The sequence below is a fragment of the Catellatospora paridis genome (assembly GCF_009720365.1).
GTDB classification, from domain to species: Bacteria; Actinomycetota; Actinomycetes; order Mycobacteriales; family Micromonosporaceae; genus Catellatospora; species Catellatospora paridis.
On sequence record NZ_ML769316.1, the window covers coordinates 293,272 to 309,947 of the forward strand.

At 69.1% G+C, this 16,676-nt stretch carries 22 protein-coding genes and 1 pseudogene; 8 read left to right on the top strand and 15 right to left on the bottom strand.

Translation table 11 applies throughout. The features are described 5' to 3' along the window. Positions 1-48 precede the first annotated feature (48 nt). Positions 49-633: a TetR/AcrR family transcriptional regulator gene (locus F9C41_RS16845; protein WP_155387749.1), complete on the top strand. Its 585-nt coding sequence runs from the start codon at positions 49-51 to the stop codon at positions 631-633. A 317-nt stretch (positions 634-950) separates the two neighbouring features. On the opposite strand, the gene F9C41_RS41300 is transcribed toward F9C41_RS16845, so the two are convergent. From F9C41_RS41300 to F9C41_RS16880, 8 genes and pseudogenes are all read right to left on the bottom strand, one after another. Next, positions 951-1,151, bottom strand: coding sequence for a hypothetical protein (locus F9C41_RS41300; protein ID WP_230689712.1), 201 nt, complete (start codon positions 1,149-1,151; stop codon positions 951-953). A 2-nt stretch (positions 1,152-1,153) separates the two neighbouring features. Next, positions 1,154-1,435 (bottom strand): annotated as a pseudogene (locus F9C41_RS41305) (IS1096 element passenger TnpR family protein); the annotation flags it as partial. 201 nt (positions 1,436-1,636) lie between these two features. Continuing rightward, positions 1,637-2,215: a hypothetical protein gene (locus tag F9C41_RS16855; RefSeq protein ID WP_155387750.1), complete on the bottom strand. Its 579-nt coding sequence runs from the start codon at positions 2,213-2,215 to the stop codon at positions 1,637-1,639. A gap of 308 nt (positions 2,216-2,523) precedes the next feature. Beyond that, on the bottom strand, positions 2,524-3,399 hold the full coding sequence (locus F9C41_RS16860) for a phosphotransferase enzyme family protein (RefSeq protein WP_230689710.1): 876 nt from the start codon (positions 3,397-3,399) through the stop codon (positions 2,524-2,526). Positions 3,400-3,700: 301 nt separating this feature from the next. Continuing rightward, positions 3,701-4,720, bottom strand: a complete 1,020-nt coding sequence (locus tag F9C41_RS16865; protein ID WP_155387752.1) for a HEAT repeat domain-containing protein — start codon at positions 4,718-4,720, stop codon at positions 3,701-3,703. Positions 4,721-4,726: 6 nt separating this feature from the next. Continuing rightward, positions 4,727-5,395: a HEAT repeat domain-containing protein gene (locus F9C41_RS16870; protein ID WP_155387753.1), complete on the bottom strand. Its 669-nt coding sequence runs from the start codon at positions 5,393-5,395 to the stop codon at positions 4,727-4,729. Between the two features lie 409 nt (positions 5,396-5,804). Then, positions 5,805-6,137 (bottom strand): YciI family protein, encoded by a 333-nt coding sequence (locus F9C41_RS16875; protein ID WP_155387754.1) that lies wholly within the window; start codon positions 6,135-6,137, stop codon positions 5,805-5,807. A 183-nt stretch (positions 6,138-6,320) separates the two neighbouring features. Next, on the bottom strand, positions 6,321-6,674 hold the full coding sequence (locus F9C41_RS16880; RefSeq protein ID WP_155387755.1) for a gamma-glutamylcyclotransferase family protein: 354 nt from the start codon (positions 6,672-6,674) through the stop codon (positions 6,321-6,323). Between the two features lie 172 nt (positions 6,675-6,846). On the opposite strand from F9C41_RS16880, the gene F9C41_RS41790 reads away from it, so the two are divergent. After that, complete coding sequence (locus F9C41_RS41790; protein ID WP_269058925.1) at positions 6,847-6,981, top strand: hypothetical protein; 135 nt, start codon at positions 6,847-6,849, stop codon at positions 6,979-6,981. A gap of 365 nt (positions 6,982-7,346) precedes the next feature. Further along, positions 7,347-7,568 (top strand): hypothetical protein, encoded by a 222-nt coding sequence (locus F9C41_RS16885; protein ID WP_144127914.1) that lies wholly within the window; start codon positions 7,347-7,349, stop codon positions 7,566-7,568. Positions 7,569-7,793: 225 nt separating this feature from the next. On the opposite strand, the gene F9C41_RS16890 is transcribed toward F9C41_RS16885, so the two are convergent. Both F9C41_RS16890 and F9C41_RS16895 read right to left on the bottom strand, forming a co-directional pair. Then, positions 7,794-8,378, bottom strand: coding sequence for a hypothetical protein (locus tag F9C41_RS16890; protein WP_155387756.1), 585 nt, complete (start codon positions 8,376-8,378; stop codon positions 7,794-7,796). A 159-nt stretch (positions 8,379-8,537) separates the two neighbouring features. Beyond that, positions 8,538-8,678 (bottom strand): GyrI-like domain-containing protein, encoded by a 141-nt coding sequence (locus F9C41_RS16895; protein ID WP_230689674.1) that lies wholly within the window; start codon positions 8,676-8,678, stop codon positions 8,538-8,540. 256 nt (positions 8,679-8,934) lie between these two features. Between F9C41_RS16895 and F9C41_RS16900 the strand changes: the two genes are divergently transcribed. Then, complete coding sequence (locus F9C41_RS16900; protein ID WP_155387757.1) at positions 8,935-9,624, top strand: GGDEF domain-containing protein; 690 nt, start codon at positions 8,935-8,937, stop codon at positions 9,622-9,624. 61 nt (positions 9,625-9,685) lie between these two features. On the opposite strand, the gene F9C41_RS16905 is transcribed toward F9C41_RS16900, so the two are convergent. From F9C41_RS16905 to F9C41_RS16915, 3 genes are all read right to left on the bottom strand, one after another. Next, positions 9,686-10,069, bottom strand: a complete 384-nt coding sequence (locus tag F9C41_RS16905) for a VOC family protein (protein WP_155387758.1) — start codon at positions 10,067-10,069, stop codon at positions 9,686-9,688. A 310-nt stretch (positions 10,070-10,379) separates the two neighbouring features. After that, the gene (locus F9C41_RS16910) at positions 10,380-11,342 is read right to left on the bottom strand and encodes a hypothetical protein (RefSeq protein ID WP_155387759.1); all 963 of its coding nucleotides are present in this window, start codon (positions 11,340-11,342) and stop codon (positions 10,380-10,382) included. A gap of 1 nt (position 11,343) precedes the next feature. Beyond that, on the bottom strand, positions 11,344-11,688 hold the full coding sequence (locus tag F9C41_RS16915; RefSeq protein WP_155387760.1) for a PadR family transcriptional regulator: 345 nt from the start codon (positions 11,686-11,688) through the stop codon (positions 11,344-11,346). A 264-nt stretch (positions 11,689-11,952) separates the two neighbouring features. Between F9C41_RS16915 and F9C41_RS16920 the strand changes: the two genes are divergently transcribed. Beyond that, positions 11,953-12,825 carry an alpha/beta fold hydrolase gene (locus tag F9C41_RS16920; RefSeq protein ID WP_155387761.1) on the top strand — a complete coding sequence of 291 codons (873 nt, stop codon included), beginning with the start codon at positions 11,953-11,955 and terminating at the stop codon, positions 12,823-12,825. A 10-nt stretch (positions 12,826-12,835) separates the two neighbouring features. Here F9C41_RS16920 and F9C41_RS16925 read toward each other — a convergent pair whose 3' ends face one another. Then, positions 12,836-13,468 carry a pyridoxamine 5'-phosphate oxidase family protein gene (locus tag F9C41_RS16925; RefSeq protein WP_155387762.1) on the bottom strand — a complete coding sequence of 211 codons (633 nt, stop codon included), beginning with the start codon at positions 13,466-13,468 and terminating at the stop codon, positions 12,836-12,838. An 86-nt stretch (positions 13,469-13,554) separates the two neighbouring features. Between F9C41_RS16925 and F9C41_RS16930 the strand changes: the two genes are divergently transcribed. Next, the gene (locus F9C41_RS16930) at positions 13,555-13,845 is read left to right on the top strand and encodes a helix-turn-helix transcriptional regulator (protein ID WP_155387763.1); all 291 of its coding nucleotides are present in this window, start codon (positions 13,555-13,557) and stop codon (positions 13,843-13,845) included. Positions 13,846-13,901: 56 nt separating this feature from the next. On the opposite strand, the gene F9C41_RS16935 is transcribed toward F9C41_RS16930, so the two are convergent. Continuing rightward, entirely contained in the window at positions 13,902-14,783 is an 882-nt protein-coding gene (locus F9C41_RS16935) for a LysR family transcriptional regulator (RefSeq protein WP_155387764.1), read from the bottom strand. An 81-nt stretch (positions 14,784-14,864) separates the two neighbouring features. Between F9C41_RS16935 and F9C41_RS16940 the strand changes: the two genes are divergently transcribed. Together F9C41_RS16940 and F9C41_RS16945 are read left to right on the top strand one after the other, a co-directional pair. Beyond that, positions 14,865-16,061: an MFS transporter gene (locus tag F9C41_RS16940; protein ID WP_155387765.1), complete on the top strand. Its 1,197-nt coding sequence runs from the start codon at positions 14,865-14,867 to the stop codon at positions 16,059-16,061. Positions 16,062-16,192: 131 nt separating this feature from the next. Next, positions 16,193-16,588 carry a nuclear transport factor 2 family protein gene (locus F9C41_RS16945; protein WP_155387766.1) on the top strand — a complete coding sequence of 132 codons (396 nt, stop codon included), beginning with the start codon at positions 16,193-16,195 and terminating at the stop codon, positions 16,586-16,588. The last annotated feature ends 88 nt before the right edge of the window (positions 16,589-16,676 follow it).

Below are 16,676 nucleotides of genomic sequence, written 5' to 3' on the forward strand. Positions count from 1 at the left end.
CCATAACAGGTTCTGGACCGATCGTTCAGAACTCCGTACCATGGAGGCATGGGGCGACCACGGAAGTTCAGCGAGCAAGACGTCCTGGCCACTGCGCGCCGGCAGTTCAATGAAACCGGCTACCACGGCACCTCGGTCGACGATCTCTCCCGCGCGACGGGGCTCAGCAAGGGAAGCCTCTACGCCGCGTTCGGCGACAAGGAGGCCCTGTTCCAGCGAGTGTTCGAGGAGTACTGCGCAAACTCCGAGGAGGGCGCCGCCGCCCTGCTCGAAGGGCCGGAGGACCAGGCGCTCGACCGCCTCCGCAGATGGCTCACGGTGCCGGACAACCACACCGGTCGGCATGGCTGTCTGCTGGCCAAGGCCACGGCCGAACTGGCGTCGGAGAACGATGCCATCGCGACCAGGTCACTCGCGGCGTACGAAACGCTGCTCGACAGCTGCCGCCAGCTTGTCGAGCAGGCACAGCGCGCCGGGCACCTGGATCCGGCCGCCGACGCCGAGGTGCTCGGCGGACTGATCCTCACCACGCATCGCGGGCTCGAAGCGCTCGCCAAGGCAGGGGTCGACGCGAAGACCAGGAACCGAATCGCCGACGCCGCGATCGACAGCATCGCACTGCGAGTTTCTTGACCCTGGAGCCGGCAGTTCCCGTCTGCGGCGCGGCAGACCTTGGTGCTCAGTCCTCTGCGGGAGCGGCCGGTGGCCACCGTGGTTCCCGCCGATTCCTTGCTGCTGTCACCTCGGCCGCCAAGGCCCGAATAGGCTGGCGGCTCGGCCCGGCTGGAGGCTTCTACGACTTCGTGCAGGAGGTGGCGGGATGGTGCCGGTCTGGAGTCCGCGCATCGTCCTGAGCCGGTGAGCTGGCTGTGGTCGGCCTCGATCGGGTTGTTCACATAGCGTTCGACGTGGTGCCACGCCTGCGGGACCAGTTCATCCAGCACAGCGGGTTACACCGCTGAGGCATCGGTCACGACCTCGGCCGGCGTGACCTTCAACGTCGACAGTCCCCGGCGGAAGAACCTGCGGGCCGCAGCGGCATCGCAGCGGGCGGACACGGGCAGGTCGCCCCAGCCCCAGTACGCGGTCGGCACGGCGGACTTGATCCCGACGGTGTCGAGCGGGTCGATCTCTGTTCGTCGACGGTGCACAGGTGCGCCCAGTCGTCGCCGAAGTCGAAGACGTAAGCGAACTGATCCCCCGGCGCGAGGCGGTTCAGCTTCGTGGCCGAGCTGTCGAGACTGCCGTCGGGGGCGTCGCCGTCCCACTGTTCCAGAGCGGTGACGGCGGTGCCGTCGGCCAGGGTGAACATGTGCATGTGGGCCAGGTCCCAGCGCGCGAACGCCGCGTCGATGGCGTGGGCCAGCTGGGCGAAGGTGTGCGACGGCGCGGCGGCGAAGCCCCGGCCAGTAGTCGTCGCCTCGGCCCGACACAACTATGGCCGAGTGCCGGCGACGGCGTTGCCGTACGTCGCTGCTGCACGGCAACGGCGGGATCAAACCCCCAGCGAGCACCGCGATGCTGGCGAAGTTCAGGGCGCGTTCCAACGCGGGACTTACGCCGGTCATCAGCGTACGCAATCGGTTGATGGTGCGGACCCGGTCCTCGCGCACCGGCCGCGGTTGATGACCTCCGGCTAGACGTAGTCGCCCCAGAACCGCACGGTGGCCGGGGTGTCGCGGAACTCCCTGCCGACGTACTCGGCCAGGTCTGGGCCGTAGACGATGATGTCGGTCAACCGGTGGATGGATAGCACCGGGTTCCCGCTCGACCCGTGTCCTGCGGGTAGGTATCGGTGGGCGTAGACCGGCACCATTCGGGGCACCTGGGCGAGGCGACCGCGGGCCTTGTCCAGGACAGCGGCCGGATCGGCGGGGCGCCTGCCCCAACCCTCGGGCCAGTGGCCGGCACCGATTTCTTCCAACGCGCTTTCGGTCGGCCAGGAGACCTGTTCGCGCAGCGTTTCGGACTGAAGTTCACGCCAGTTGGGCCAGCCCCAGGAAACGCGGTCCGGGTGATCGCAGTGGCCCCGCGCCCAGAGGGGCAGCCCTGCGGTGAGGAAGGCACGATGGTCGTCGGCGAACACGAACCCGAACTCGGCCTCGGCAGCGGCGAACTCGGCGTCGGAAAGTCCTGGACCGAACTCCACCGATCCCAGTTGGCGTAGGCGGCGTGCCGCCTCGCTTCCCAGTGCCGTGCCGGCTGCATCAACCATCCGAGCAGCGTAGATCGCTCCGCCGCGAGGGGCGAGGAGGTTTCGGCCGCTCAGCCCACGGCCTACCTCCACGCCACCAGGCGCGGCCCCAGCTCCATCAGCCCTCGTACAGTGAAAGCGGCCGCCGCGACGGCCGGGTCAGAAACCTAGGCCGTCCGTCGCACGACAGCTGGTATCGAAACGTCGCACATCTGGTGGCTAGGCACCGACGGCATGAGGGTGTGTGCTGTCCCGGTAGATGCTTGACAGTGATCGCGTTCAAGCAGGTAGTCGCGCTTCGCGGCATGTGCGGGCGTTGCGAGGGGGACTTACGCGGGGTCAAAGCCGAGCGCGGCAAGGCGCTGGCGGGCATCGTTGAGGCCCTTGTCGTTCTCGGCCGGGTCGATTCCGCCAGTGAGGTCGTTGGTGGCCAATCGCCCGGCGAAGTACGCGCCTTGAATGGCTTCCCGAAAGCGCCGGAAGGCATCCAGGTACCGCATCTCCTGGGCGGCGAGCGGTCCCCGTGACTGGTAGGTGGACAGGAACGCCGATGCATGGCCAGGTCCGCCCAGGTACATCACGGCAGACGCGACGTCGTAAAGCACTGGACCCCGCCGTGCCCCGGCCCAATCGATCAGCCCGGTCACGCCCGTCTTGTCATCGTGGATGAACGCTCCGGGCACGGGATCGGTGTGCAACACCGACCAGGTGACGGTCAGTGGGTCGGTCTCGTCTCGTACTGCCTTGATGGCAGCCACGAGCCAGGGATGAGCCTCGACTCCTGGCATCTGCGGAGAGAGCCGGTCCAGTGCGAACGTGGCGGTGCTCGGCCCCATGGCCGGGTTGCCAGCGGCGTGGACACCGGCCAGCGTGCTGGCAATCCACTCCTGCTCCTCGTCGGTTTCGCCGTCCAGTTCGCGGCCGGGCACATGCTTGAGGAGAGCCAGACCATGCTCGGCCAGGACGATCCGGCCATCACGAGTGGGGACAGGGGGGCCGGTGACGAACCCGGCCTCAGCGAGCGCGGTGGCGGCCTCGGCCCCCGCCACCAGATCCGCAACCGCCGTCGACGAAACCGACTTGGCAACGAAGGTGGATCCTTTGTGCTCGACCAACCACGTCTCTGAGTTGATGCCGCCGCCCAGCGGCCTCACTTGAGCCGCCTCCATGTCCCAATGCCTTGCCAGGATCTCCGTCGGGTCCATCACGAGTGGCAACCTCTCATGCGGCTGTCGGCCAGTCCAGTCATCGGCATGTGCGGACGGGTGGACCCTGTTCAGCGGAGGTCGGCTGGCAGAGCCCGCCGGGCAGGCCCGGCAAACCATGATCGCGAGTGTGCTGTCTCGGTAGATGCTTGACAGTGGCGTCCCCGTTGCTGCTTGACATGATCGTAGGGTCGGCTCAGGTGTCGATGCTCGGAGGTGACGGCTGGCTGAACCGGCGCAGCGGTCCGATTCGAAGGTTCCACCTCCGGTCAGTGCTGCCGCGGAACTGCCCCGCCTCGGATCAGCGTCCACCACTGTCACCAGCGTCGCGTAGCCGGATGATGTACGCCGCAGTCAGCGCAACGCCCCGATCCTCGTCCTGCGTCAGCTCCGCGAGGGTGCGGAAGGCGGTGCTGCCCGGGATGCCCGCGAGCGCCTGGGTCAGCCGTCGGCGCGCGGACGAGTCGGCGGCACCGGAGTCGAGGTGAGCGATGAGCCCGGTGGCGATTCGGTCGGCCAAGGCGGGGTCGCCGGCCAAGGCGCTCAGGGCGTCGGCCGCGTCGACGTCGTTGACCTCTGCGACGACCATGTCGATGAGTGTCGGGATGGTGTCTGTCACGCCGTGCGGGCCGAGCGCCAGGGCTGCGTACCTGCGGACCACGATGTCGGCGTTGGTGAGTGCGTCGTGCAGCAGTGTGTTCGCCGCATCGTTGCCGATCGCGGCGATGGCTTGCACGGCACGTTTGCGTACCTCGGCCTCTGGCGCTGCGAGGCCCTGCGCGAGCAGCGCCAGCCCGTCGTCGCCCGAACGTGCCAGTGCCCAGCGCAGGGCTCCGGCTACGTTCGGGTCGGTCTCGCTCAGCGCCGCTTCGACCAGTGCCTCGACCGGCGTGCGGTCCCCGGCTGCCGAGGCCAGTGCCGCGCGTTGGCGCTTGCCGGCGCTGTCCGACCCCAGCGCCTGCAGCAATGCGACGATCTGCAGTACGTCTTCCCAGCCGGTGGGCTCTGCGGCGCCGATCCGGCGCAGCCGGGTGAGCAGTTCCGTTTCGTCCGCGATGCGGTCAAGCGTCTGCTGGATGAGGTCGTCGACGAGGCTTGAGGGTGTGAAGTCGGGATCGTCGAGGGCGCGCCCGACTTCGCGCAGCGACAGTCCCAGTGACCGCAGGCTCTCGATGTGGAAGATCCGCCGGATGTCCTCACCGGAGTACTCCCGGTAGCCGGTGCCGCTGCGCCCCGTCGGCCGTACCAGGCCGAGGGAGTCGTAGTGGCGGAGCATGCGGGCGCTGACCCCGGACCGCCGGGCCACCTCACCGATCAACACGTCCGATCATCCTTCCTTACCCGCCGCGCCCAGGGCCGCGACACGTTTTGCCTGCTCGACAGCGAGCTGGAAGCCTGCCTCCGGGTCGAGCCACAACTGTTGCGTGGCGAGCGCGTGCCGGCGCACGCCAGGGTCACGGTCCGTGGTCGCGGCGTGCACGATCGGCATGATCACCTCACCGAGCGCGATCAGCGCACGGCTGAGGCTCAACTGCGTCTCGCGCCCGCCGCGCCCGAGTTGCGTCGCCAGGACTGCTGCCAACTCGGATTGTCCCCCTTCGGGCACCAGCACCACGGCCGCTCGCCAGGCGCTCTGCGCGACCGTGTCGTCGGTGTCGGTCAGCAGCGCCTGGGTGATCGCCGGCCACGCCTGCCGGTCCCCGATCTTCGACAGCGTGTGCAGGGCCTGGCTGCGCGCCTGCGCTTGCTCCGAGTGGAGCTCATCGATGACTTTGGGGACCGTGATCGACGGCGGCTGGCGGGTGAGTGCCCAGGTGAGCATCTCGCGTACGTAGAACTCGGGTTCGATGGCGCACCGCTCGATGAGCTTGGCGACCGATCCCGGGTCGGGCGTCGTGCCGACCGCCAGGGCCGCCCGCAGCCTGACCGACGGGTCGCGGTGCTCCAGGCCCCGGAGGGCTTGCATCATGTTCTTGTCCTGCTCCTGCGTGGTCATCGCCACCTCCTCCGCCACAGTGAAGACCTTGTCACTGTGTCAAGGTCAAGCCTGGCGCAGGCTGGCACAGCCCGGCCGGGTCCCGGCCTTCCGGCGGCGCACTGCGAGCCAGTACGCGGCGACGCGGCGTAATCCACTGTCACGCTGTCGCCCCGCCGGGCCTGACTGTGCGGCGCTTCGTCACCAGCCGGCGCGAGCTGCCGGCGCTGGCGGCCGAACGGACCCGCCGACGACCCTGGACTCGCCTCGGCCGGATCCTGCTCGAAGGCTGCGGTGGGCGACGCACCGAGTCCTGCGAACTCGTCGTGTACTCATGGCCAGGAGCACCACGCTCGACGCCGTCGCCAGGCCCGGTCCAAGGTACGGGGTCGCAGCTCGTGCGTTGTCGTCGGCGACGCCGTGGGGCGAGCTACGCCGACTCGTGCAGCGGCCACACCTCGACGACTCCGTGCGCGATCGCGCACGGAGTCGCGGACACGGCTTCGATCGCCTCGTCGAGCGAGGCCGCCTCGATGAGGGCGAACCCGGCAACCGGAAGCGCAGCCGACATGAACGGCCCCTTCTCGACGACCACCCCGGTGGCGTCATGATTTCTCACCTGTACGGGCGAGCCGGCGATTCCCGACTCGGCGCCGGCCTCTTGCAGCCGCGCATCATGGGCGTGCGCCTGATCGCGCAGCTCAGCGGCGGTGCGGTCGTATCCGGCCTGGTCGCCGTATCCGATCGTCAGGAATTTCGCCATGACGGGGTCCTTCCGCGGCAGGGGGTCACCGAGCCTGGCCCGGCCGGTGACGGTGACATCTACCGACTCACCGATCGGGCGGGCGATGAAACCTCCGAAGCATGCCTGCGGGTTCGGCGGGCCCCGCCGAGCTGCTGGCATCCTGCCCGGCCGAAGCGGCATCCTCGCTGGCGGGCTTTCGCGTCAGGCTTGCACTGCCTTCAACACGTAGATGCACGCCTCGACCGGGCCGTGCGGTGTGTGCACCTCGGCGACGACTCGCTCGTACTGCGGACCTTCGAATTCGTCGAGCCGCGGCCAGTGGGCGGGCAGGTCGCCGGATTCGAAGACTTCGACGCTTACGCCCTCGCCGCCGGGGTCGAGGGCCAGCCCGGGGAACCCGAGGGCGCTCCCCCAGCCTTCGTCGATGAGCCGGCCGTGCACGTGTCCGGGGAACCAGCGGCCGGCAAGATCGCTCAGGTGATGATGGTTCGGCTTGCCCGGCGCAAGACTGCCGTAGGTCGCCAGGCGGTGAGTCGGGCCGAGATCATCACGCACCGGACAAGATTAACGCTGTCGCTCCCGCAGGCGGCGGACGAGGCCGGTGACCCCCGACACGGACACCGGCTTGGAGGCGTGACCGCGCCGGTGACCTGCGCCCGCCGTGCGCGGGTGCATGAAAAGGGCACGTCATGGGTACTTCTGCCGTTGCCTGACCGAGGAGGCCGCGATGAGCCAGACACCTGAGGAGCCGGAAATCGTCCGTGAGGACGACGAAGACGAGATTCGCAAGCAGCGGGGACGCACCCCGCACCCCATCGAGCCCGCGGAAGGGCCCGACGATCCGGAGTACACCGGCGGCTGAACACGCCGGCGCCCCTACGCACGACATCCGACGCTACCGATGCGGCCTGACCAGGCGAAACGAAGCGATCACGGTCGATCATAAGCCCGGGTTGTCCAGTTTCCGACGAGCCCACGGCGGCGTACACGCGAAACAGCAGGTCGCCGGGCGGGCGTATCGCTGCGCCGCGATTCGGCAGACGCAACTGCGACAAGCGGATCACCTCCTTTGTCGACCGTCTGTGACAGAGAGTCGCGATGACGTCGCACCCTGCCGTGCCAACGAGTCCAGCGGGCCGGGGTCACCCAGATCGACCCATCTCGAAAGTGAAAGGATTCGGGCGCAAGTCCGGCGCCACGCCGGACCACGACCCCGAAGGAGTGGCCATGCCGGTTTCCGCTGACCTCGCCAAGCTGCTGGACAAGGACTACCAGGACAAGAGCCTTGAGGAGCTCGCCAACGCGCCCGTCGCCGCGCTCGCCGGTGTGAGCGAGCGTGCCGCCGAGCACCTCAAGGACGCCCTGGGCATCAAGACGATCGGCGAGCTGGGCCGCAGCCCGTACTTCCGCGCCGCGCGCGCCATCGCCGACCTGGCCGACGCCAAGTAGTTCGATTCGCGGGCCGGCTGCCGTAGCAGCCGGCCCGCTGCGGTCGCTGTAGCCCGGCCGCGCGGCCCGATCGGCGGGTCTGCGGCGCTCGACACCGTGGTCTGCACGCGGAAGGTGCGGTTCCTGCTGCGGTTGCGGACCATCGACAGGTCCTACCGCTCCAGCTCGAAGGCACATTCGCCTCCATGTTCCACTGTGCCGCGACGCCTTCACTCCAGAGCGATGCTAGGCGCCGCAGGCCGTGTCGAAGTCGGCCTCACTGGCGCGATGCAGTTCGAAGCGGACCGTTACGGTGTCCGACGTGGTCCTGCCCGTCCTGGTGTCGGTCGAGGTCGTCGAGCGGACCACGCCGTCCGGATCGACCCGGATCAGTGCGGTGGAGATGGTGAGGCCGTCGCCGCCGTCCCACTCGCCGTCAAGCTGGCCCAGGTAGAGGCCGGCCGCGTCGCCGGCACGTCTGGCGTGCAGCGAGTAGCGGGTGCCCCGATAGTTCAGCGTGTCGCCGTAGATCTCGTACGTCGCCACCTGCCCGGCGGCGCAGACCTTGGCGCTGCCGTCGATCTCCGGCCCTCCGTCACCGCTGCCGACCTGGTCGGTCAGCCGCAGGACCATCGTGCGGCCGTCGCCGGCACCGTAGGTGACCTCGCCCTGCCAGTAGCCGACCAGGCCGGGTCTGCCTGGCATGGCCCACGGACTCAACAGCCAATGCGACCCGTAGATGAGGCCGAACCCGGCCGTGATCACGCCGCAGACCAGAACGAGACGCCATCCGTTCTTCAGCAGCCGCTGCGAGCGCTGCCCGATAGCCATCGCCCCTCCTCCAAGTCGCCTCACGCTATCCGTACGCCGAAAGCGCGATGATGAACTTCCGGGCGGGATTGCGAGAAGTGACGGTGCAACTTCCGTGTTGATCTGGTGTGGACCGTTCACCGCCGGCAGCCTGACCAGCCGGATTGGGCGTTTGACCGCTCATCCGAGACGGCCGTAGGTGACGTCGATGTCGTCGTGCGGCCCATGGTGGACGGTTGTCGCGAGCTCTACCGCGGGCAGGTCGACGACCCCGATCCGGCCGGCCGTGCGCGGCTCGCGGACCGGGCGGAAGACGGTCACGGCGCCGGCGCCGTCGGTGAAGAACTCGTTGGCGTAGTGCCCACCGGGTGGACCGGTTCGCTCGCCCGGTCGGACCGGTTGTCCTGATTCACTCGTTCAGATACAGCCGCCGACAGCCGCCACGCAGTGCAGGCATCGACCGTTGTACGTGTGTGGCACCCCGGGTGGCCCCTCGCCACCACCACCGACCGGCCCGGACGCCGCGGCTTGCCGACCTGCCGCTGCCGACGCCGCCGAGAAGGAGGCGCACTCCTCGATGTCGAACACGCTGACCACGCTGACGTTGGTGACGCTGGCCGTAGGAACCGCGCTGATCATCTGTCGGCTCACCGGCTCACGCCTGCGACGGCGGTTGATGGCCCGACTGTGGCACGCGGTGCACGTCGACGCGCTCACCGGCCTGCCGAACCGGGCCGGTGCACTGGAGGAACTGGGCCGCTGGCATGCAGACCACCGGCCGCTGAGCTTGGGCTTCGCCGACCTCGACCAGTTCAAGGCACTCAACGACACCCACGGCCACGAGGTCGGCGACCGGGCGCTGCAGCACATCGCGCTCGTGCTGCGCACGCACCTGCCGGACACGTTCGCCGCCCGTATCCACGGCGACGAGTTCGTGTTCGCCTGGCACGCACTACTGACCGACGCCCTGGCCCACGCCTGGCATGTACGGCACCTGATCAGCGCACACCCGCTGCGCCTGCCCGACGGCGAGCTGATCGAACTGCGCATGTCCATCGGCGTCGCCGAGCGCAGCCTGACCAGCGACCTGCGGCTGCTGATGCATCACGCCGACCTGGCCATGCACGACGCGAAGACCAGCGGCAGCGGCTGCGCCCCCTACAACCCGCAACATCGCGCCACCGCGGTGACACCCCGGCCGGCGTTGCGCGCTCGCGAACGCCGCCACACCCCCGCCCCGGCCCCCGGCAGCTCGCCGAACCTGTAGGCAGGGCGGATACCTCTGCCGCAGAGGTATTCTGGTCCACACCGCATCCTCGTAGACGGCATCAGGCGACGCAGAACTCGTTACCCTCGGGATCCTGCATGACAACGTGTCCCAGGGCGTCGTCGTACCGCTCCTCGCGGATCACCATCGCGCCGGCGGCCACCAGCTCGGGCACCCTCTGCCGGATCAGTCGTGCGCGCTCAGCCATGTCCCAAGGACCTGAACCCGCCACCCGGACGTCGATATGCATCCGATTCTTGGCGGACTTGCCCTCGGGCACTTTCAGGAAACCAATGGCCGGTCCCCTGCCATCCGGGTCGACGATGGACGCGTTGTCGGGCTCGTCGAAACCGGGCTCCCTGACATATCCCAGGGCAAGCGCCCAGAAGGCAGCGAGCCGCTGGGGATCGTCGGCATCGCACCCCAAAGTCCACAAAGTCGCCATGACGCCAACGTACGCGGGCTAGAACGCGCTGTCAGGGGCTATATCCGGACCCGCTGGCACTCGTCGGTGACGAACCCGAGCGAGCGGTCACCGACAGTAACTGCCGCCTGCCGCGCGACCGGCATGGCCGGGGCCACCACTCGTTCCCGATCGGAGCCGTCAGTGATCGGCATGTGGGGCCGGGATCCCAGGTGGAGCCGTAACTCGCCCCCCTCGAAGCCAGCCGAGGTTCGCGCGACACGACGGTCGGCCAGGTCGGCCGTCTGTGCGTAAACCTGCGGTGTGCCGGCGGGCGGGTCATGGCGCAGGGTCATGCCTGCAGCAGGGGCGGTCGTATCGAAGCTGAGGTGCGGCGCAGGGTGACGACGAAGTCGATGATGACGAGCGGGACGACCAGCAGCAGGCCGAATTTGGCTGCCTCGTCGGCGGCGTCGGTGGTGAAGATTCGGCCGGTGAGCCACCAGGTCAGCAGCGCGAGCCACGCCAGGTCGAGGGCCAGGCTGATGATGCGGGTGCGCCTGTCCCAGCGTCCGGTGAGCAGCACGGCCGCGTGGACGGCGAAGCCGGCGGCCCACAGCGGCACCGCCCAGACTGCCCTGGCGTGAAGGAACCGGGGATCGATGGCGAATGCGTCCAGCAGCGGCTGTGGCAGGCCGGGGGCCCAGACGGCGAGCCAGGGCAACGCGATCATGATGGTGGCGCCGGCCGCGCCGAAGGCCAGCCCGGCCACGGTCGCCGGCCGGTTGACGTGGTCACGGTCCACGGTGCGGCGTGGCGTCCAGGGCTTTGCCTCGCCGTGGCAGCGGCCGAGCGCGGCGCTGATCAGGGTGAGGGTGATCAGGAACCCGGGCCACCAGAACGAGCCCAGCCCCCAGCTCAGCCACCAGGTGGTCAGTCGCCCCCACCAGCTGTCGGCGTAGATCCATCCGTCGGCTTGTGCCGGGCTGGTGAAGGCGGCGGGCAAGGTGATCGCCCACTGCAGGGCCAGGCCGCCCAGCGCGAGCCGGGCGAACCGTGGGGCGTCCGCGGGGCGGATGACGGTGAAGCCGGCCGGCCGGTAGCGGTCGGCGACCTCTTGCGGACGGCCGAAGGCGGTCAGCAGTTCCAGGGCCATGGCCGCGTCGGCGGGCCGGCCGCTGTCGGCGGCGCGCCCGTCGAGATCCTCGTTGAGCAGCGATCTGAGTTCGAAGCCGACATCGTGGCGTTGGCGGCGTGGCAGGCGGCTTATGACGTCGCTGACGTAGGTCTCGATGATGGCCCTGGGGTTGTCCATCTCAGCCTTCCTCATGTACTAGGCGGTCCATCACCGAGGTCAGCGACCGCCAGGCCCCGGTCAGTTCGCGGTAGGTCTGGGCGCCGTGAGCACTCAGCGTGTAGTAGCGGCGCGGCGGGCCGTCGTCGACCTGCCATTCGGAGGCGAGAAGCCCCTGGCTTTCCAGGCGCCGCAGTAGCGGGTAGAGAGTGCCCTCCTCGATCGGCATGCCGCGCTCGGCGAGTGCCTGGCGTAGCGAGTAGCCGTACTGCTGGGTTCTGAGCTGTGACAGCACCGCGAGGACCAGCACGCCTTTGCGCAGGTCCTGCTCCAGCTTCAGCGACTGCCCGACAGGGCTATCTACCATGCGGGCTACACTACATAGCGCCGCACAGTATGGCAATGACGCAGTGCAGGACCGCGCGCCGACCGCGTGCCGCTGTGGTCTTGCACCCGTTTCACCGGTCAGGGCCTGGAGCGACGTCGGGTACGCAGGCCGGCTCGTTGATACGCTGGTGTGGCGAATCTGCACTTTTCAGACATCGACAGAGGCGTTGCAGAGCTGGCCGGCGGCCAGGTGTCGTTAGCGGCCACGGGTTCGCCCACCTCGATGAGCCATCTGGAGGGAATCATGGTTCCCGTACGCCACCTGACCGCGACCATCGACGGTCAGCAGCTCTTCTACCGCGAGGCCGGCCCGGCCGACGCACCGACGCTGGTGCTCCTGCACGGATTCCCGACCAGCTCGCACATGTTCCGCAATCTGATTCCCGCACTCGCGGACCGCTACCACGTCATCGCACCCGACCACCTCGGCTACGGCCAGTCCGCACAGCCCTCGGTCACCGAGTTCGACTACACCTTCGACGCCCTCGGCAGCCTCACCGCCGGCCTGCTCGACCACATCGGCGTCGACACGTTCGCCATATACGTGCACGACTACGGCGCGCCCATCGGCTGGCGCCTGGCGATGCGCACACCCGACAAGGTGACCGCGATCATCACCCAGAGCGGCAACGCCTACATGGAAGGGTTCGTCGAGCCCTTCTGGAAAGACCTGTTCGCCTACGCCACGAAGCCCAGCGCCGAAACCGAGCCGGGCGCGCGCAAAGTGCTGACCCTGGACGCCACCCGCTGGCAATACCTCAACGGAGCAGCCGACCCCAGCCTCGTCAGCCCCGACAACTGGCTGCACGACCAGACGCTACTCGACCGCCCCGGCAACGACCTGATCCAGCTCAAGCTCTTCCACGACTACCCGACCAACATCGACGGATACCCGAAGCTGCAGGAATACTTCCGCACCAGCCAAGTGCCCCTGCTGGCCGTCTGGGGCGCGGGCGACGAGATCTTCGGCCCCGACGGAGCCCGCGCGTTCCAGCGCGACCTGCCCCACGCCGACATCCACCTGCTCGACGCCGGACACTTCGCACTCGAGACCCACCTCGACGCCATCACCGGCTACATCCGCGGCTTCCTCGGCACGCTGCCGGCCAAGGGCTGAGAACTCTTCGTCAGGCCGCTGCGCCGCCGCGGACCTGGGACCGCAGACGCTCCAGCTCCTCCTGCATCGGCGCCAGGACCTCCCGCAGTTCCTCAGCCGAGTACCGAGGAGTGATGTGCTGCTGGCAGTTCCAGTCGAACGCCACCACCGTGACTATCACCGCCCGTTCCACCTTCGCCCGGTAGCCGGCGACCGTCAGGGTTGGCGCCACCGACGGGTCCTCACGAACGTCGACGACGCTCGCGCGGCCGAACACCTTCAACCGCAGCTGCCGCGGATAGTCCATGAAGAACACGCTCACCCGATCGTCACCGGCGATGTTGCCTGCGCTGATGTACTGACGGTTGCCGCGGAAGTCCGCCCAACCGAAGGTGTGCTCGTCGAGGACCTTGACGAACCCCGGCGGCCCGCCCCGGAACTGCACATAGGGCCAGCCGGTGTCCGACGTGCTCGCCAGGTAGAAACCGTCGCGCAGCCCGATGAACTCCGCCTCGAAATCAGTGAGCGGATCCCGGGGCTCGGCACCACCGGGCAGCCCCGGTGCATCGGTGCCGAGCCGTTCGACAGCCGCCCGGCTGCCGTAGCGTTCCTGCGCGTCACGAACATGCCGCGTGAACGCGATCGAGGAGTAACTCTCGCTCATTCCTCACTGTGACATGCGATGGGCGGGCCGCTTGTCCAGATTCAGCCGAGCACCGTGGCCTGCTCGCCGCACTGCGGGCGTTTGGCGTGCGGACGAATACCTCCGCAAGATCCAGCTGGAGAGCATGGCCATCGCGTTCGCGGTGGTCCTCGTGGCACTGCAGCCGGCTACGCGAACTGCGAGCAGCCCGCCGGTGGAGCCAGGCCGACCTCGCCGACCGGTGCCAGGTCTCCCGACAGGCCATCAACGCCATCGAGACCGAGCGGTACGACCCCAGCCTGCCCCTGGCGTTCACCATCGCCGACATCTTCGACCTGACCATCGAAGAGATCTTCCTGCCCGACCGGGACACGACGAACGACCCGGGACGACCCTGAGTGGGCGGTGCGACAAATGGGGTCCGTTCGTCGAGGCCGCGCCGTCAAAGCCCTGCTCAGAGTCCGCGGTGCAGGGCCATCTGGAGAAAGCGTCGGGCGACGGGGCTGAGCGGCCGCTCGGCGGCGGCCAGTGCGATCTCGTAGGTCGGCTTGTTCCGCCGTACCGGAAGGAACCGCAGGTCGGCGGAGTCGTCGGCGAGTGAGTTCGGGACGAAGGCGACCCCGAGCCCGAGCCGGACGAGGTCCAGGATCGTGGACAGGTCGTTCATCTGCACGGTGATCCGTCGGCGCAGGCCCGCCGCCTTGAACGCGTGGTCCACGGCCCAGCGCATGCCCCAGCCGGGCGGGAAGTCGATGAAGGGCTCCTCGGTGAGTTCGGCCAGGTCGACGCCGTCCCGGTCGGCCAGGGCATGATCGGGGGTGCAGGCCAGCACCACCTCGTCGGTGGCCAGCACGTGGCGCTGGATCCCGGGCTCCGTATCGGCGATCACGACGGCCAGTTCCAGCGAGCCGTCGTGCAGCCGCGCGAGGTGGTCGAGGGAACCGCCCGTTCCTGGTGCGGTCAGCACGAGTTCGACCAGCGGATGCTCGGCGTGGAAGGCGGCCAGCGCCGCTCGCAGCGGGGCGGGCGTGAGGTCGCCGTACAGGATGCCCAGGCGCAGGCTGCCGCGCAGGCCCTGCTCGGCCTGGGTGACCACGGTCCGGGCTGATGCGACGGCCGCGAGGATGCGTGCCGCCTCGGGCAGCAGCGCGCGTCCGGACTCGGTCAGCTCGACCCGCTGGGTGGTCCGGTCCAGCAGCGTCGCGCCGAGGTCGCGTTCCAGGGCGCGGACGGCGGTGGAGACTCCGGACTGCGCCAGGCGCAGCCGCTCGGCGGCCCTCGTGAAGCTGCGCTCGGTGGCAACGGTCACGAAGACTTCGAGTTTGCGGAGGTCCATCCAGGCATTATCGCAAGATCTGATAACGCTATCCAAGTTTGATGTTGGACACGGATAAAGCGTGCGTACAGACTGCCCGTCATGCCCCGAACCACCCACCGGACCGGGTTCGCCCTGGTCGCGCTCGCGTACGCCGCCACCACCACAGCCGGTTCCGTGCCGACACCGCTCTACGTCCTGTTCCAACACCGAGATCATTTCGGTACGGCGATGGTCAGCGTCGTCTTCGCCGTCTACGTCATCGGCGTCATCGCCGGCCTGCTCGTCGCCGCAGCCCACGCCGACCGCCTCGGCCGCCGCCCGGCGCTCACCGCCGCGATAGCCGTCCAACTGCTGGCCTGCGCCGTCTTCGTGGCCTGGCCCGCGCTGCCCGGCCTGCTGCTCGGCCGGGTGCTGTCCGGCCTGTCGGTCGGGCTGATCTCCGGCCCGGCCACCACCTACCTGCTCGAACTGCACCGCCACGCCCGCCCCGACGCAGACCGCGGGCACGCCGAGGTCGTCAGCACCGCCGCCAACCTCGGCGGCATCGCACTCGGCCCGCTGCTGTCGGGCGTGCTCGCCGAGTGGGCCCCGGCACCACTGCGACTGCCGTTCCTGGCAACCGGAGCCGTGCTGGTGGCCGGCGTACTACTGCTCGGCCTCGCCCCGGAGACCGCGACCGCCACCGACCGACCGTCGCGGGCACCCGCCCCGGCACCCGAGCACCGGCGGACCTTCGCCGCCTCCTACCTCGGCGCCCTCGTCGCCTTCGCGATCTTCGGGCTGTTCGCCGCGCTCAGCCCGTCGTTCCTCGCCGACACGCTCGGATACCACTCGCACGCCCTCGCCGGCGTCGTCGCGTGCGTGGGGCTCGGCGCGGCAGCCGGCGGACAGCTCGGCCTACGGCGGCTCCCGCCACGTCGAGCGCTGGCGACCGCCGCCATCACGATGCCGTTCGGCCTCGCCCTCGTGGTCGCCGGCGTGTCGACGAGCAGCCTGGGCCTGTTCGTCCTCGGCGGCGCGCTGGCCGGAGCCGCCGCCGGCCTGCTGCTGCGCGCATCGCTGACCACAGTCGTCCAGCTCAGCCCCGTGAACCAGCGCGCCCGTACGCTGGCGGCCCTGTTCATCACCGGATACAGCGGCCTGGCCATCCCGGTCATCGGGCTGGGCGCCGCCACCCAGCTCGCCGGCCCAGACGGCGCCCTCACCGGCTTCGCGACCCTGATCGTGGCCGCTCTCGCGGCGATCACCGCCGTGCGCCTGCGCCACGACCCACGCCCGTACACCATGGCGATGTAGCCGGGCCGTACCCGAATGCGCAGGCCACCGCCACTGCCACGGCCTACGCTCATGATGACCGCCGTCCCGGGGCAGCGGTCGCGGCACTTCCGCCCTCGGGACACCGTGGTGTCGGTGGAGGGGACGATGCGATGGATACCGACGTTCGGATCAGGGGCGCCATCGAGGAACACTGGCGGGCCTCAGAGTCCGGTGAGGCCGAGCCGGAGCACGCCATCTACGCCGAAGACGCGATCCTCCACTATCCCCAGTCGGGAGAACGATTCCGAGGCCGTGCCACGATCCAGGCACAACGCGGCGGGCACCCCGCTGATCGGCACTTCACCGTTGTCCGGATAACCGGCAGCCGGAATCTATGGGTGAGCGAATGCGTCATCACCTACGACGGCTCGCCCACCTACTCGGTGAGCATCATGGAATTCGACGGCGAGCGCGTGGTGCGCGAAACACAGTATTTCGCAGATCCCTTCGCAGCTCCTGCTTGGCGCGCAGCGCTCGCAGAGCCGGAGCCGGAGCCGGGCCGGTGACGGTGCCGGCCACGCTCTGCCGCGAGCAACGCAAGCGACAGAACAGGCCGCCCGCTCAGGAGCACCACGGCAGATACACGACGCACCT

What these genes read in the sequence shown, in the direction of transcription:
- F9C41_RS16845 (WP_155387749.1), top strand. Translation starts at nt 49, where the DNA reads ATGGGGCGACCACGGAAGTTCAGCGAGCAAGACGTCCTGGCCACTGCG.
- F9C41_RS16855 (WP_155387750.1), bottom strand. Translation starts at nt 2,215, where the DNA reads ATGGTTGATGCAGCCGGCACGGCACTGGGAAGCGAGGCGGCACGCCGC.
- F9C41_RS16860 (WP_230689710.1), bottom strand. Translation starts at nt 3,399, where the DNA reads ATGGACCCGACGGAGATCCTGGCAAGGCATTGGGACATGGAGGCGGCT.
- F9C41_RS16870 (WP_155387753.1), bottom strand. Translation starts at nt 5,395, where the DNA reads ATGACCACGCAGGAGCAGGACAAGAACATGATGCAAGCCCTCCGGGGC.
- F9C41_RS16875 (WP_155387754.1), bottom strand. Translation starts at nt 6,137, where the DNA reads ATGGCGAAATTCCTGACGATCGGATACGGCGACCAGGCCGGATACGAC.
- F9C41_RS41790 (WP_269058925.1), top strand. Translation starts at nt 6,847, where the DNA reads ATGAGCCAGACACCTGAGGAGCCGGAAATCGTCCGTGAGGACGACGAA.
- F9C41_RS16885 (WP_144127914.1), top strand. Translation starts at nt 7,347, where the DNA reads ATGCCGGTTTCCGCTGACCTCGCCAAGCTGCTGGACAAGGACTACCAG.
- F9C41_RS16890 (WP_155387756.1), bottom strand. Translation starts at nt 8,378, where the DNA reads ATGGCTATCGGGCAGCGCTCGCAGCGGCTGCTGAAGAACGGATGGCGT.
- F9C41_RS16900 (WP_155387757.1), top strand. Translation starts at nt 8,935, where the DNA reads ATGTCGAACACGCTGACCACGCTGACGTTGGTGACGCTGGCCGTAGGA.
- F9C41_RS16905 (WP_155387758.1), bottom strand. Translation starts at nt 10,069, where the DNA reads ATGGCGACTTTGTGGACTTTGGGGTGCGATGCCGACGATCCCCAGCGG.
- F9C41_RS16910 (WP_155387759.1), bottom strand. Translation starts at nt 11,342, where the DNA reads ATGGACAACCCCAGGGCCATCATCGAGACCTACGTCAGCGACGTCATA.
- F9C41_RS16915 (WP_155387760.1), bottom strand. Translation starts at nt 11,688, where the DNA reads ATGGTAGATAGCCCTGTCGGGCAGTCGCTGAAGCTGGAGCAGGACCTG.
- F9C41_RS16920 (WP_155387761.1), top strand. Translation starts at nt 11,953, where the DNA reads ATGGTTCCCGTACGCCACCTGACCGCGACCATCGACGGTCAGCAGCTC.
- F9C41_RS16925 (WP_155387762.1), bottom strand. Translation starts at nt 13,468, where the DNA reads ATGAGCGAGAGTTACTCCTCGATCGCGTTCACGCGGCATGTTCGTGAC.
- F9C41_RS16935 (WP_155387764.1), bottom strand. Translation starts at nt 14,783, where the DNA reads ATGGACCTCCGCAAACTCGAAGTCTTCGTGACCGTTGCCACCGAGCGC.
- F9C41_RS16940 (WP_155387765.1), top strand. Translation starts at nt 14,865, where the DNA reads ATGCCCCGAACCACCCACCGGACCGGGTTCGCCCTGGTCGCGCTCGCG.
- F9C41_RS16945 (WP_155387766.1), top strand. Translation starts at nt 16,193, where the DNA reads ATGGATACCGACGTTCGGATCAGGGGCGCCATCGAGGAACACTGGCGG.